11 protein-coding genes are annotated in these 13,703 nt (G+C 54.4%); 7 read left to right on the top strand and 4 right to left on the bottom strand.

What is annotated here, in order from left to right; all coding sequences use genetic code 11:
* The first annotated feature begins 99 nt into the window (after positions 1–99).
* From BUA44_RS06655 to BUA44_RS06640, 4 genes are read left to right on the top strand one after another with little or no spacing between them, the layout of a single operon-like run.
* Positions 100–1,317: a hypothetical protein gene (locus BUA44_RS06655; RefSeq protein ID WP_143151892.1), complete on the top strand. Its 1,218-nt coding sequence runs from the start codon at positions 100–102 to the stop codon at positions 1,315–1,317.
* Positions 1,318–1,331: 14 nt separating this feature from the next.
* The gene (locus BUA44_RS06650) at positions 1,332–1,916 is read left to right on the top strand and encodes a hypothetical protein (RefSeq protein WP_072810025.1); all 585 of its coding nucleotides are present in this window, start codon (positions 1,332–1,334) and stop codon (positions 1,914–1,916) included.
* Between the two features lie 22 nt (positions 1,917–1,938).
* Positions 1,939–3,294, top strand: coding sequence for a hypothetical protein (locus BUA44_RS06645; RefSeq protein ID WP_072810023.1), 1,356 nt, complete (start codon positions 1,939–1,941; stop codon positions 3,292–3,294).
* 15 nt (positions 3,295–3,309) lie between these two features.
* On the top strand, positions 3,310–3,537 hold the full coding sequence (locus BUA44_RS06640) for a hypothetical protein (protein WP_139258672.1): 228 nt from the start codon (positions 3,310–3,312) through the stop codon (positions 3,535–3,537).
* A 98-nt stretch (positions 3,538–3,635) separates the two neighbouring features.
* Here BUA44_RS06640 and BUA44_RS06635 read toward each other — a convergent pair whose 3' ends face one another.
* Positions 3,636–3,962 carry a hypothetical protein gene (locus BUA44_RS06635; protein WP_072810430.1) on the bottom strand — a complete coding sequence of 109 codons (327 nt, stop codon included), beginning with the start codon at positions 3,960–3,962 and terminating at the stop codon, positions 3,636–3,638.
* Positions 3,963–4,044: 82 nt separating this feature from the next.
* On the opposite strand from BUA44_RS06635, the gene BUA44_RS06630 reads away from it, so the two are divergent.
* The gene (locus tag BUA44_RS06630; protein WP_255370476.1) at positions 4,045–5,814 is read left to right on the top strand and encodes an AMP-dependent synthetase/ligase; all 1,770 of its coding nucleotides are present in this window, start codon (positions 4,045–4,047) and stop codon (positions 5,812–5,814) included.
* A 25-nt stretch (positions 5,815–5,839) separates the two neighbouring features.
* Here BUA44_RS06630 and BUA44_RS06625 read toward each other — a convergent pair whose 3' ends face one another.
* The 3 genes from BUA44_RS06625 to BUA44_RS06615 are packed head-to-tail and all read right to left on the bottom strand — an operon-like array spanning position 5,840 to position 7,916.
* Positions 5,840–7,168 (bottom strand): hemolysin family protein, encoded by a 1,329-nt coding sequence (locus BUA44_RS06625; protein WP_072810019.1) that lies wholly within the window; start codon positions 7,166–7,168, stop codon positions 5,840–5,842.
* Entirely contained in the window at positions 7,168–7,626 is a 459-nt protein-coding gene (gene ybeY / locus BUA44_RS06620; protein ID WP_083579514.1) for an rRNA maturation RNase YbeY, read from the bottom strand. The genes BUA44_RS06625 and ybeY overlap by 1 nt, the downstream gene beginning before the upstream one ends.
* Positions 7,626–7,916 carry a hypothetical protein gene (locus tag BUA44_RS06615; protein WP_072810016.1) on the bottom strand — a complete coding sequence of 97 codons (291 nt, stop codon included), beginning with the start codon at positions 7,914–7,916 and terminating at the stop codon, positions 7,626–7,628. The genes ybeY and BUA44_RS06615 overlap by 1 nt, the downstream gene beginning before the upstream one ends.
* 115 nt (positions 7,917–8,031) lie before the next feature.
* On the opposite strand from BUA44_RS06615, the gene BUA44_RS06610 reads away from it, so the two are divergent.
* Complete coding sequence (locus BUA44_RS06610) at positions 8,032–10,008, top strand: FecR family protein (protein WP_083579513.1); 1,977 nt, start codon at positions 8,032–8,034, stop codon at positions 10,006–10,008.
* Positions 10,008–13,607, top strand: coding sequence for a right-handed parallel beta-helix repeat-containing protein (locus BUA44_RS15285; RefSeq protein ID WP_072810012.1), 3,600 nt, complete (start codon positions 10,008–10,010; stop codon positions 13,605–13,607). The genes BUA44_RS06610 and BUA44_RS15285 overlap by 1 nt, the downstream gene beginning before the upstream one ends.
* The last annotated feature ends 96 nt before the right edge of the window (positions 13,608–13,703 follow it).

Here is a 13,703-nt window from a genome sequence, read left to right as displayed (position 1 = left end):
AATTGTTGTAAAACATAACATTTTTAATTTCATTATAATCCCCGCAAACTCCCTTCGTTAAGTTATCTTTGTTGCTGGAGAAAACATTTCGGACAAATTATGAGATTAAAACTGCACCTTTTCGCGTTAGCAACGATTGTCGCAGCCGCAATTGCGGAAACTCCGTCAGATACCGCAAATTTCAACGTTCTTCACGGAAACGCATACTACACCACAGCGAGAACGCCGGGCGAAGCGCCCTCCGTATTGAGGAACCTCTACACCCCATACCTCATGTACGGAAACAGCCTGGTTTATCTCGCTCCATCGGACAACCAGGCCGTTGCCAGTTACGCGTCTGGCGAGCACACGTCGTTTTTCGCCTACCTGAACAGCCGTGCCATGCTCGGCATCGCCACTAAGTCATTCGGTTTCAGTTTTTCGCTCGATCTCGACGAAAAAGTGGAATTTTTTGACGAAAAGGACGCCTATCACAAGGACGAAAGGACATCTGTCAGCGGTCATGGCAACGAATTCACCTTCCGCTTTTCGCTCCCCTTCCAGACCACCGACTTCCTGGCCACCCTGCGGTACAGCCAATACAACGATTCCCTCGCCAAGGTCGAGTACGCCGACAACGACGGCAAAATAAAGAAGGAATACCATAGCCACGACCACTATATTTCCGGGTCTGTCACCTTCACAAACAAGCCTTCCGCCAAGGACTTCTCCTGGAGCACCGGAGGAACCGCCGCCCGCAATATCGAAACCGTAAAAACCTCCTTGAAAAGCTCCATCGACCCCGATGACAACTACAAGGAAAAACTCCGGGGGACCTCGAACTACATCTACGCATCCTTTTTCTACAACTTCGGCTACATCGTCCTGCGATCCGCAAACGCACGCGTCCACGTCGGCAACAACACTTCCGTTAACGCATACATCTACGACCGCGTCAAGGACAATGATAACCGACGCAAGGACTTCTACATACAGAGCAACCTCTACCTCACTCCCCACATCCTTGCAGAATATGCATTCAACGAGAACTGGATGATTTGGGGCGGTTCCTACTACACCTGGAGCAATTCCTTCAACCGCGAAGAATACCAGGAGGCATACGTAGTCGAAGACGAGGACAAGGACTTCACGGTAAAGAACTACCTTACGCAGATTTCGACAAAGACAAACACGCTCGGTTTGAGCACGGGCCTGCTTTTCAAGTACAAGAAACTGATACTTGAAGCGGGCATCCAGTCTGCGCTGTACCGCAACCCCTTTAGAGGTTTCGACGGAGGTTCCATGCTTATGGACTTCAGCGGAACCGTAACATTCTAGCCGGGAGGATAGCCATGAAAAAAGCAGTCATTCTCGTTATTAGCCTGGTTTTCGCCCTTGTAATCGCATGCTCCACAGATTCGACCATCACAGGGCCGCACAACAGCAAGACCCCGCACGGGGACACGAGCCTCCGGAGCAGTTCCTCGAAAAAGAGTTCGTCGAGCAGCGCAGAAAGTTCGAGTTCTTCGGCAAAGTCTTCGAGCAGCTACTCGAGTTCTTCCAGTTCCGACGAGGAAGAAAGTTCGTCGAGCACGGCATCCTCGAGTTCGGTCAGCAGCTCGAGCAGCATCGCCTCTTCAAGTTCCGTGAGTAGTTCGAGCAGCGCTCCGGAATCCAGTTCCTCCGAAGTTGCAGAAAGTTCCTCGAGCGATATCGCAGAATCTTCCAGCAGCGATGTTACGGAAAGTTCCTCGAGCGACTTCGCGGAATCCTCCAGTAGCGACGCTATCGAAAGCTCGTCCAGCGAAGAGGAATCCAGTTCTTCGTTCGAGATAGACAGTTCCTCGAGCGATACATTTGAATCGTCCAGCAGCGAGGATGCAGAAAGTTCTTCGAGCAGCGAAGATCTCGCAGAATCCTCCAGCAGTGAAGTTTAAAACAATAACAAAAGGAAAAACAATGGATATCAAACTGATTACCTTGACTGCGGCATTCGCCATCGCGAGCGCCATGGCCCAAGAAGGCGATACGGCACAGGCAGCACCGGAACAGAATTCCGCTCCTGCCGCCGAAGTTTCGACAAGCCAGACAACCGCAGCTACCGCAAAGGCGGCTCCCGCTCCTGCCCCCGCAGCAAAGCCTGCACCTGCAGTAGACACAGCGACCACGGCCAAGGCGCCAGCAAAACCGCACGGCATCGCCTACAACAACGTGGGTAACCCCGCGGCAAGCCCCACCATCCGCGACAACCTCGACAAGCCCTACAAGATGGCAGGCATCAACCTCGTGTACATGGAACCCACGAGCGAATTCAGCGCGGTGGCATTCGGTTCGGGCAACACGAAGTTCATTTCCTTCGAGAACTACAACAACCTCGCCATGGCTACCGTCGGTCTTGCCAGCAGGGGCCTGGGCATTTCTCTTAGCTACGCGCTCGCCAAGGAACTTACCTTCACCGAGACGAAGGACCCCTACGAGAAAGAAGACGAGGACACCTACACCGTTGGCGCGAACGACATTCTGCGCCTGCGTTTAGCCCTCCCCCTCGGAGCCTTTGACTTCAATGCATCCGCATTCTGGCTCACCTACCAGAACGAGACCTCAACCGATACCGAACAGAAGGACGCCGACAGCAAGTCAACCACCGAAACCGAATACGACTACTGGGATCTCGGTGCAACGGTCGCCATCAGTAACGACCCCTCCGCAAAGAACATCTTCTGGAACGCCGGCGTGAACTTCACCCGTCACGAGAATTCCTACTACCGCGAAAGCAAGTCCGGTTCGTCTTCCACCAAGACCGAAACCACAGGCAAGGACGCGCACATCTACATCCAGCCCTCCTTCAACATCGGCGGCACGATTCTCCGTAACGAATTCGCCCGCGTGTTGCTCGGCGTGAACAGCCGCGCTCCCTTTATATTCTACGACGAATTCAAGGACGAAAGCAACCACAACAAGGACAGCTACTTCACGATGGGCGTTTACGCCACACCGAACATCTTTGCCGAACTCAAGCTCGGCAACTGCTGGCGCGTCTTTGGCGGAGCTAACTACACCTGGGCCGTGTTCTCCATGGAATCGGAAGAGTTCATTACCGACTACAACGACGAACTCGATATCGTGAAGAGCAGCATCACCAGGATGTCTTCCCGTACCGGAGTCGCGACGGCTAGCCTCGGTGCACGTTTCCAGTACGCAAGTTTCGCCGTGGAAGCCTCCATCGAGGACAACTTCTACTCCAACCCGTTCACCGGGTTTAGCGACACGAACAACGACTTCATCGCTAACTTCGGCGCATTCATCTACTTCTAGGCAGGAGGATAAATCATGAAAAAAGCGATTGCAACATTACTCGGCTCCATGGCGATAGCCGCACTCTCTGCCTGTTCCGCCGCAGACAACAGCACCATCACGAGCCCCCGCATGGGCACAACCATCGACAGCTACTGCCATTTCTACGAAAAGGTATCTGTTTCGGGTTCGTACACCACGTACTACTGCACCGACGATGGGGAAACGTACAAGTGTTCCGCTTCCGGGTGCGAAGAGGATTAGGACGACGACTCATTAAGATGAGTCGCCTACGGCTCACAAGAGACCGCTCGCACATACACGAGTATAAGTGAAGAACGCGCCTGAAAGGGCGCGTTTTTTTATAGGTTTTCGAGTTCTGCGTACAGGTCGTACAGGCGCTGCACGCCGTTCTCGAGCCCGTAATAATGCTTTATGTAGGGCACGAGGAGCGCAAAGAACAGCACGTCCAGGCAGAAAATCGGGATTTCGGGGAACGCCACGAAGAAGAACACCCCGCCCACACTCAAAAGCGCAAACAGGATCATCACGAACTCGTGCGCGAGCCGTTCATGCTGGAAAAAGGCGATGCGGGTCCGCACCGAAAGCAGTTCGGCATCGCTCACCGGGGTGCCTTCCTCAAGCCTTTTTTGCAGACTTTGCTCGTAATCCCGCAATTTTTTCAGCATATTCAACCCTTCAGTTACAAATTAAAGTAAAAAATAACGATTTTTTATGTACGTTCCAAAAATAGAATAGTATTTTTTGGGTATGGAGCCGCTACAGTACACATCGCTTGTCTCAATGTTCTTTGCAACATGTTCCCGCGACGACTTTGGCGGGTGGTACAAGCGCACCGACGGCCAGTGGCTCCACTACTCGCGCGATTTCTTGAGGGATAGCGCCATCTACCTTTCCATAGCGCTCAACAACCGCGGGCTAAAACCGCACGACAGCGTGAGCATTATCGCCCCGAGCTCTCCGGAATGGTTCATCGCGGATATCGCGACGCAAATCAACCACGCGCAGGTGGCCCCGCTATTCCCGAACATTTCTTCCGAGAATTTCACGTTCCAGTGCGACGATTCGGGCGCACAGATTCTCTTCGTGAACACCATCGCCGAACTGGACGAGCCTTTACACAAGTTCCTACCCCGGTTCAAGCTTATCATCTGCATCAATCCAGCATCGGAACTGCCCGAAAACGGCATCTACTGGAACAACCTTATCGACGAGGGCAAGGAACTCGCCGAAAGCAACCGCTACTTCAGCTGGGTCGATGACCAGATTCAGTCCATTCGCCCCGACGACCTCTTCAGCATCATCTACACGAGCGGTTCCCTGGGTTCCCCGAAAGGTGTTGACCTCTCGCAGCGCAACATGCTGGCACAAATCCAGAACCTGATGGAACTCTTCCCGCTAAATAGCGAAGAAGACGTCTGCCTCACGATTTTGCCGGTCGCCCACATTCTCGAACGCATGGCGGTCTACTTCTACATGCTGAACGGAGTGCGCATTTACTTCGGCGACACACCGAAAAACGTGGCCACGATGCTTACTGAGGTCCACCCCACCGTGATGATCGTGGTGCCGCGCATACTGGAACGCCTGTACGAAAGCATGACCATGATTGGCGACAAGGCGAAGGGATTCAAGCGTCTCGTTATCCAGAATGCGGTCAAGCTCGCAAAAATCAGCGAACCCGGGAAGGGCAGGTCCTTAATGCAGCGCATTTACGACAGGCTCGTGTACCGCAAGATGCGCGATGCCCTCGGTGGAAAGTTCAAGCTTATCGTGAGCGGAAGCTGCGCACTCAACAAGTCCATCCTCAGGTTCCTCCTGAACATCGGGCTCCCCGTGTACGAAGGCTACGGGATGACGGAATGTAGCCCGGTCGTTTCTGCGAACTGCCCGAAGGTCTCGAAGGCGGGCACCATCGGGAAACCCCTCTCGCTGCTCGAAGTAAAGATTGGAGACAACAGCGAAATCTGGGTGAAAGGCGACAGCGTGTTTGTCGGCTACCACAACGACCCCGTAACCAACAAGAGAGTCTTTACCGAGGACGGGTTCTTCAAGACAGGCGACCAGGGATTCTTCGACAGCGATGACTTTCTCAACTTCACGGGCCGCATAAAGGAGCTCCTGAAAACGAGTACCGGCAAGTACGTGTGCCCGAGCCCCATCGAGCTCGAAATCAGCCGGCACCCCGTAATCGAGCAGGCGCTCGTGATTGCGAACAACCGCAAGTTCGCCTCCGCGATCGTGTGGCTCAACCCCGAAGGCGCCCGCAGGCTCCTGAAATTCCAGAAAGAGGAATTCAGCGTCGAACGTGCAATGCAGTCGGAACGCGTGCGCGAGGCCATCAACAGGCACATCACCCGCGTCAACAAGAAGCTGAACCACTGGGAACAAATCCGCAAGTGGACCCTCGTCGGTGACGAACTCACCGTAGAATCCGGGCTGCTTACGCCCACGCTAAAGATACGCCGCAAGGTTGCCGAGGAAGTCTATTCCCAGCAGATTGAGGCTATGTATCTCTAGAACTTAGTTGGCAGAATGCAGGGAATTACTTCCCTACGGCCTTGAACTTGCCGGTCGGCGAAACTTCACCCGGAGGGAGAATCATCATGACCTTCTCCATGCGGGTGCCGTCCATCTTGAGCACGCGGAAGGTATAGCCCTTGAGCTTGACTTCTGCACCCGGGGAGGGAATCACGCCAAGAGTCGCCTGGATTAGGCCCGAAAGAGTCTCGACATGCGAACCTTCGGGCGGGACAAGTTCCACGCCGAATTCGTCCTCGAGTTCCGAAAGCCTCATGAGCGGGTCGAGAATGTAGCGACCATCCTTCAACTTCTGCACGTCGTCTTCTTCGTCCACGTCATCCTCGTCGCGGATTTCGCCGACGATTTCTTCCAGGATATCCTCGAGAGTCACGAGGCCCGCCGTTCCACCGTATTCGTCGATAACGATGGCCAGCTGGTTACCCGTCTTGCGCAGTTCGGTAAGCAGGTCGTCTATCTTCTTGTGGTAGGGCACGAACACCGGCGGCATCACAATCTTCATGATGTCGAACGGTTCTTCCCCATGCTCGGTGTACCACTCCAGGAAGTCGCGGTTCGAAAGGATACCCACGATGTTGTCCATCGTGTCCTTGTACACGGGCAGGCGGGAATGGCGCTCGCTGTTCAGCACCTTCACCAGGTCTTCGAGCGGCGTATCCACGTCAATGGCGCACATGTCCACACGCGGGGTCATGATTTCGCGTACCGGAGTTTCCACGAAGTCGAAGATATTGAGGATCATCTGCTGTTCCTCTTTCTCGAGGCCTTCGTCTTCACCATCGGTCACGTCGGAGAGGTCCGCCTGGACCGCATCGCGCATTTCTTCGGGCAAGAAGCTCAGCTTGGAATCGTAGCCGAAGAGGTCAAGCAACTTCACGAAAACCACGTGGCAGAACTTTGCCGCGGGCACAAACGGGAGCCTTACCAGCCTAAACAGAGGCACAAGAACGATAGACAACGTATCGGGCTTGAGACTCGCCAGCAAATACGGGATAAACACCGTAAGCACGTACAGCACGGCGCAGGCGATAATCAGGTACGCCGCCACCGAGATATAGGGGTACGTCTCGACCAGCGCGATGTTGGAATTGCCCAGCACGAAGAACCCGAGCACGCCCGCGCTCACATTGCCAAAAATGCGCCCTATGGACACGCACTCGTTGAAGCCGTTCCATTTCACGATTTCCGCAATTTTTTCTTCGCGCTCGTTGCGTTCCTTGGGGTCACGCTTCGCGAAAATCAGGCTGAACGCGCACTTGGTCGCAGAGAACATTGCCGAGGTAAGGACGAACACGCAAAGGAATACGATGGCAAGTATTTCGGAATTATCCATTACTTACCTTCCTTGTACAGGTCGAGCCCGAGGAATTCGCATTCGCGCTTGCGCATCACCTTGCGGTCGGCGGCCTTGATGTGGTCGTAGCCCGAAAGATGCAGGAGCCCGTGCACGAGCACGCGCTTGAGTTCGGCATAGAACGTGTTACCGTACTCCGGAGCCTGGCGCTTCACCTGGTCGCGGGCGATGTAGATTTCGCCCAGAAAGTCCTCTTCGTGCCATTCATAAGAAAGCACGTCTGTTACCTTGTCCAGACCGCGATAGTTCTTGTTCATCTCGCGGACAAATTCGTCTGTACAGAGGACCACGTTAACATTGTTTTCCGTGCCCTCCTCGTGCAAGAGCTTACGGGCAACGGATTCGAGCCGATCCTTCCACGGGAAAGACTCGATGTTTCCTTCACAAAGGAAATCTATCTTGTATTTCTTCTTTTTACTACTAGCAGGGTCTGCCATTAAATGTTGTACCACTTCTTTAAATTCTCGATAATGGCTTCGGCCTGGGCCTTGCCACTGATATTGAACTTGCTACGGGCCTTGAACGCCCCGCCGGCCTTCTGGTAACGGCGCAGGTACACCTTCGGTTCGCCAAATTCGCCCGTTTTAGCGTTTTTTTCCTGACAAAGGAACATCATGGTCTGCCAGGCAACCTTGGTAAGGACAGCCTTGTCCAGTTCCTTGATGACCTGTTCGCCCGTTTCGGTATCGACCATTTCGACGGTGGGTTCTTCAGTTTCCATGCTCATGAGTAACCTCTTTAAAAAACACAAAAATTCTTATACCAAAGATACAATTATTGTACGCAAAAGAACATTATTAAGATATATTTGTATCAGGTTTACATCTTGCAAGTGAGGCAATATGTCTTTTTCTGGAAAAATCAAGGCTTCCATGGTTCTGCTTCTGGCAGTTTCGTCGGTCGCCTTCGCCGCCAAGGGAACTTCCGGCAAGGTTATTGACAAACTAGGCGACGCCAAACTCCAAAAATCGACCAAGATAGGCGTCTGGGACGAAATAAACGTCGGAAACAGGGTCAGGGAAAAGGACCAGATTCGCACCGGGATAGAATCCCACGTGGCTATCACGCTTTCTGACGGTAGTTCCATCGTGGTCCAGGAAAACTCACTCGTGGAATTCACCACGCTCCAGGCCGAAGACGGCATCCAGACCGCCCTCACCGACATCAAGACCGGTAAAGTCAGGTTTGACGCGCAAAAGCAGCACTCCGGCGGAAGTTTCAAGTTCAAGACCGCAACGGCGACTGCTGCCATCCGCGGTACGGACGGTACCTTCGGAAAGACAATCAAGGACAAGGCTACATACCTTTCGCTCGGGCGAGGCAACGCAATCTTGCGCCACAACACCACTGGACAGGAATGCGAGGTCAACGGAGGCCAAACGGCAATATTCCGGGGCGAAAAGGGCAGCTGCCTGGTTCTCGACATAAAGAACTCGGGTAACAAGGAATTGGTAAACGCACTCGACACCCTGCTCGACAACGAAACCATCACCGAAGAAAAGCTCAAGGAAACCCTCGGCAAGCTTGACGCCGACCTCCAGGAGCGGATAAGCAAGGCCTTCGAATCCATCTCCTGCAAGTTCGAGCCGCTCGAAGACACCATCACCGTGAACAAGGTAAGCACCAAGGCCACCTGCCCTGAGGGAGTGCAACTGTCCATATCGGGAGCGACTCTCAAAAACAATAACAATACATACGATATCACGCTGGATTGGAAAGCGGACGCCAATGGCCCCAAGAAATTCAATGCGACCTGCACCGGCAGTCTAGAAGTCCCCTGCAAACAGCAAAAGGGAAAGAAAGGCAAGCAGCCCCTTTGCAAGAAGGAAGTTTCCTTTGAATGCGGGACGCTCACGACATTCTACAAGAATCCCGCCGACACGGTCAAGGCCGACACAGCGAAAACGGATAGCGCTGCAGTCGATTCTTCCAGCGTAAAGAAATTCTCCGTAAAGACCCCATCGCCGGTAACCGTCTGCGAACCCGGTTCCGTGACCATCGAAGGCACGTTTGACCAGACTGACCCCAAGGGAACCCTCTACGTAAAGATGGGCAAATACAAGTCCAGGAACCTCGTGCCCCTGAGCGCAAACGGTGAATTCGCACACACGATAAACATCAGCGACATGGCCGGCAACTGGAACGAAACGAAGGTAACGGTTGAATATAGCGGCGCAAGCGGAAACCACAAAGCGACAGTCCTCCTGAACGTAAACAAGACCTGCAAGCAGGTCAACATGAAGCGTCCGGCCCTCACCTTCGCAAGCACGAGTCCCATCCGCTGCGATGCCAGGTTCGCGCTTGCCGAAGCGACAGACGACATCGTCATCGTTTCCAAGGAAATCGACGGCAACGCATACGGCGAGACAACGTACAGGCAAAATTCGAACCTCGCCATCAAGCTAACCCCGGGCATCCACAAGTACACACTCAAGGCGACCGACCAGGCAGGGAACTCCACGCAAATTTCCAGGAAACTCGGATGCTTCCCGCCGCACTCTGCTACGATCGAAGTGGTTGGCGGTACTTACGAGTACATCCCTTTGCCTCCTCCGCCGCCGAGGACATCCGACGAAATCCGCAAAACAATGCGCTTCAGGTTGATTGGAGTGTTGCAGCAAGACCCCGCACACATCAAGCACATCAGGGTTACGCAAGAAAACAAGACACTCCTGGACCTGACCGGAGACCAGATTACCGAACTCGACTACGATGTGCCGGTAACGCTTTCCCGCGGAACAACGTCCTTTGTCAAAATTTATGTCGAAATGATGAACGGCAAAAAGTATAACTCCGGCAAGACTTACAAGGCCAACTAATGAAGTACGCATACAAGACTCTCCTTTCGACCATCGCCCTCGGTTCGGCAGTAATCTTCGCACAGGCACCGGCAGCACCCGAGGCCACCGCGCAGGCCACACCTGCTGTACAAGCAGCGGCCCCTGCAACGGCGGAACAAGCTGCAGCCCCTGCAGCCGCAGAACAGGCACCCGCAGAAGCTGCACCGGCCCCTGCAGAAGCTGCACCGGCCGCCGAGGCTTCGTCCGCGACTACCGCGCCGGCGACTAACGCGCCGGCTGCTCCCGCAGCAGAAACCGCTCCTGCAACAACCGCAGAAGCAGCCCCCGAAACCACCACCAAGCCAGATTCCGTTGCCGCAGCCCCTGCAGCAGCAGAACAGGCACCCGCAGCGACTGCAGAACAAACCGCAGCGACCGTGCCCGCCGATACGGCACAAAAGGCCCCGGACAGCACCGTCGCCGCAGTCGCTCCTGCAGATTCTGCAACAGGCGGATTCGTCGCCGACACGACAACTCCCCCGCCCACACTTCTTGAAGGTACCGAGATTGCCGGAGACATTCATGGGTTCCTGAAACTTGACAAGTCGCCCTATCTCGCGACCGACATGCTTATCGTTTCTCCCAACATGAGCCTCGTCGTTGAACCGGGCGTAATCATCTACTTCAAGCCCGGCACCGGCCTGCAGGTGAACAAGGGCCAGCTGGTCATCGCCGGTTCCGCAGTTTCCCCGGTCACGTTCCGTTCGGCCTACGACCGCCCCAAGGCAGGCGACTGGCTCGGCGTAACCATCACGGGCGACCAGCGTGCAGAAATCCGCAACGTGCAGATTAGCGACGCGGCCGTCGGCATTGCCGTCGAAAACGGCTCGATGGACATAAAGGATGCAAAAATCGAGAACACTTCGGTTCGCGGCGTCTATGCACGCAACGCATCCATCGCGGTGAGCGACGTTGAATTCAGGAACAACCCTGTCGCATTGCAGGTTGCAAATTACGCAAACGCAATTATCGACCGAGCCACCTTCGAAAAGAACAAGGTCGCCATCATGAATTCCGAACTCGCCGAAGCGCACGTTTCTTCCTCCAAGATCGAGGATAACGAAGTCGGCTTGCTCAACATGGCGAACAGCCTCATCACGTTCAACAACACCGAAATCACGAAGAACGGGCAGGGTGTATCTTCTGCCGAAGTTCTCGCGCCCGAAATCATCGAGCGCGTCAAGGGCAATACGCTCGATCTCGACAACCAGGCCGAAGCAACAGTATCCACACTCCCGCCCGCACCCGAAATTCCGGGCATCGAGCAAAGGCCGCTCCGCGCTTCCGACAAGATTGGCGACATCGTGGCGCAAAGGCTTGAAGCCGAAACCAGGAGCGACTCCACGGTTGCCCGCTGGAGCGTTATCGGAAACGTAATGCTCGGAACCGGATACCACTTCGTGAACACGAGCAAGAACGACAGCGACGAAACAATCGAAATTGACACGGACACCATTGCACCGGGCGATAAGTTCAGCAACAATTTCCAAGTTCCGGGCCTCGCCTCACGCGCCAGTGTCTACATGTTTATGCAGTCTATTGATGGCAAAACAATTGAATTCAACACAGACCTCTCCATTGATTCGTGGAACAAGTTCTCCCCGAACCCAGTCTCCCTCACCTATACCGACGCCTACAACAGGGCGACCCTCGGTGACTTCCAGCTCATGGGCGGCGACACCTACATGGCTGGCTTGCCGATATTCGGTATCGACTACACACTTTCGCTTTTGAAGAACAATGCCGACCAGCCCCTGTTCCAGCTAGGCGGGTTCTTCGGCGAAGCACAGCGCAGCCTTGTAGAAGGCGCACGCCACCCCTACCTCTACAACGACTACATTGACGATGGCGAACTCCAGGCCCAGCGCCTCGCCTACGGAGGATTCATCAAGTGGGCTCCGGTACGCCGCTTTGACGCGAAGTTCGGGGCACTCTACGCAAACGACGAACTCAAGGACCCGCTGCTCCGTGACGGTGCCAGCGAAAAGTGGACAACGAGCGACCCGATGCAGGAATCGTTCACGCTCTACGCCGACGGTAACTGGCTATTCTTCCCTGGCGATATCGAACTTAACGGACAGATTGCAGTGGGCCGTGCCGACACCGCCGACGTAACACGCCAGCGCGCCATCAACAAGGTGTTCAGCGACGCGAGAATCACTCCGGTTTCGTACAGCACCATGCGCCAGCTGATGCAGAACCAGAACCGCATCAACTCGCTTTCCGATGCAGAACTCGCAAACATCTTCGGCGACAACACGACCCTCAGCAGGAGCGAAATGCGCGACTCCCTCCGTGCGCTTATCCGCGAAGCAAAGGAAGTGCAGAGAGACGAAGAAGACGACCGCGACGAAGACCGCGTACTCGGGCTCAACTGGGGCAGCCAGAACTTCGCCATTGGCGCATCGCTCAACTGGAACATCTACAAGACCAGCATCAATGGCCATATCAAGTACGTGGGCGAAGACTTCTACAGTGCAGGCTCCCCGAACCAGCTTTCGGACACGCGTGAATTCGGAGGCCGCATCGAGCAGGACATTCTCGGATTCTGGGATTTGGGAATTTCGTACCAGATTAACGTCGAGAACGCAGCCAAGGGCAACAAGACGAACATCTTCGGGCTTGGCGAAGGTACCCACTGGGGCCTGTTCCCCGACGAGAACTCCAAGTGGTTCGACGAGCACGAACTTGACAACGACCGCACCAAGTACATCCAAAACGCAGGCATCGACAACACGTTCAAGATTAACAAGAATGTGGACGTGAGCGTGGGTTACAACTTCGAATACAAGACCCAATACAGGCCGTTCCAGTTGCACTACAACTACACGCTCGAAGACGGCATTTATAAGGACGACTGGTTCAATGCCCGCAAGGGACGTGACACAACAATGATTGTCGATGTCGATGACACATCCTACGTGGATGCCGAGCGCTGGAGCGAATACGTGGCCCTAGCCAAGGAGCCGTTCCTTGCGACACGATTCCAGGAACGACTCTTCAAGCACACATGGAATCTGGGAACATCGATCCGCGCATACAATTCCGTGTTCAAAGTCGGAGGACAGTGGACATACCGTACCGACGGTTCCAAGTTCCACAGGGATAGCCTGATCAAGGACATGGATCTCGAAAACACGACATGGGACAAGCTGGGTTACTACTTCGGCGGCTCTGACTATTTTGAGCAGACCTACCCCATGTCGGTAACTACGACGCTTCCGATTCTCCAGAACAGGTTCTCGCTCACTCCGCGCTTCAAGAGCTACAACCGCGACGACATGAGCGAATTCGAAATCACCATCGAAGACGAATTCGAGATGCCGTTCAAGAACAACTTCTTTGTGCTCGGCGTGAACGCAGGCTTCCGCTACATGACTACCGACTGGGAAGAAGAAGACGAATCGTACGACGAGACCGAAACCGACATCCTCGGTGGCGTGAACCTGCGCGTGAACCACAACAAGCGCTTCTACACGGAATGGTATACCGGCACGGCGATTTACTTCCGCCCGGACAACCTGAGCAACGAATACAACGATATCTACCTGGGCGTGAACGCACATTTTGTATTCTGACCGTTCGCGCTTAACTAGGGTATTAAATTACTCCGGTTAGCGCTCACTCTCGAACCGCCCCAGTTTAATAACTGGGGCTTTGTTGCTCACGGCGTG

Source organism: Fibrobacter sp. UWR3, from assembly GCF_900143055.1.
Taxonomy (GTDB): Bacteria; Fibrobacterota; Fibrobacteria; order Fibrobacterales; family Fibrobacteraceae; genus Fibrobacter.
This window is presented reverse-complemented; position numbering and strand designations above follow the sequence as displayed.

Coding starts and splice junctions, on each gene's coding strand:
- BUA44_RS06630 (WP_255370476.1), top strand. CDS start 4,045: ATGGAGCCGCTACAGTACACATCGCTTGTCTCAATGTTCTTTGCAACA.
- ybeY (WP_083579514.1), bottom strand. CDS start 7,626: ATGGCAGACCCTGCTAGTAGTAAAAAGAAGAAATACAAGATAGATTTC.
- BUA44_RS06640 (WP_139258672.1), top strand. CDS start 3,310: ATGAAAAAAGCGATTGCAACATTACTCGGCTCCATGGCGATAGCCGCA.
- BUA44_RS06655 (WP_143151892.1), top strand. CDS start 100: ATGAGATTAAAACTGCACCTTTTCGCGTTAGCAACGATTGTCGCAGCC.
- BUA44_RS06615 (WP_072810016.1), bottom strand. CDS start 7,916: ATGAGCATGGAAACTGAAGAACCCACCGTCGAAATGGTCGATACCGAA.
- BUA44_RS06650 (WP_072810025.1), top strand. CDS start 1,332: ATGAAAAAAGCAGTCATTCTCGTTATTAGCCTGGTTTTCGCCCTTGTA.
- BUA44_RS06625 (WP_072810019.1), bottom strand. CDS start 7,168: ATGGATAATTCCGAAATACTTGCCATCGTATTCCTTTGCGTGTTCGTC.
- BUA44_RS06635 (WP_072810430.1), bottom strand. CDS start 3,962: ATGCTGAAAAAATTGCGGGATTACGAGCAAAGTCTGCAAAAAAGGCTT.
- BUA44_RS15285 (WP_072810012.1), top strand. CDS start 10,008: ATGAAGTACGCATACAAGACTCTCCTTTCGACCATCGCCCTCGGTTCG.
- BUA44_RS06645 (WP_072810023.1), top strand. CDS start 1,939: ATGGATATCAAACTGATTACCTTGACTGCGGCATTCGCCATCGCGAGC.
- BUA44_RS06610 (WP_083579513.1), top strand. CDS start 8,032: ATGTCTTTTTCTGGAAAAATCAAGGCTTCCATGGTTCTGCTTCTGGCA.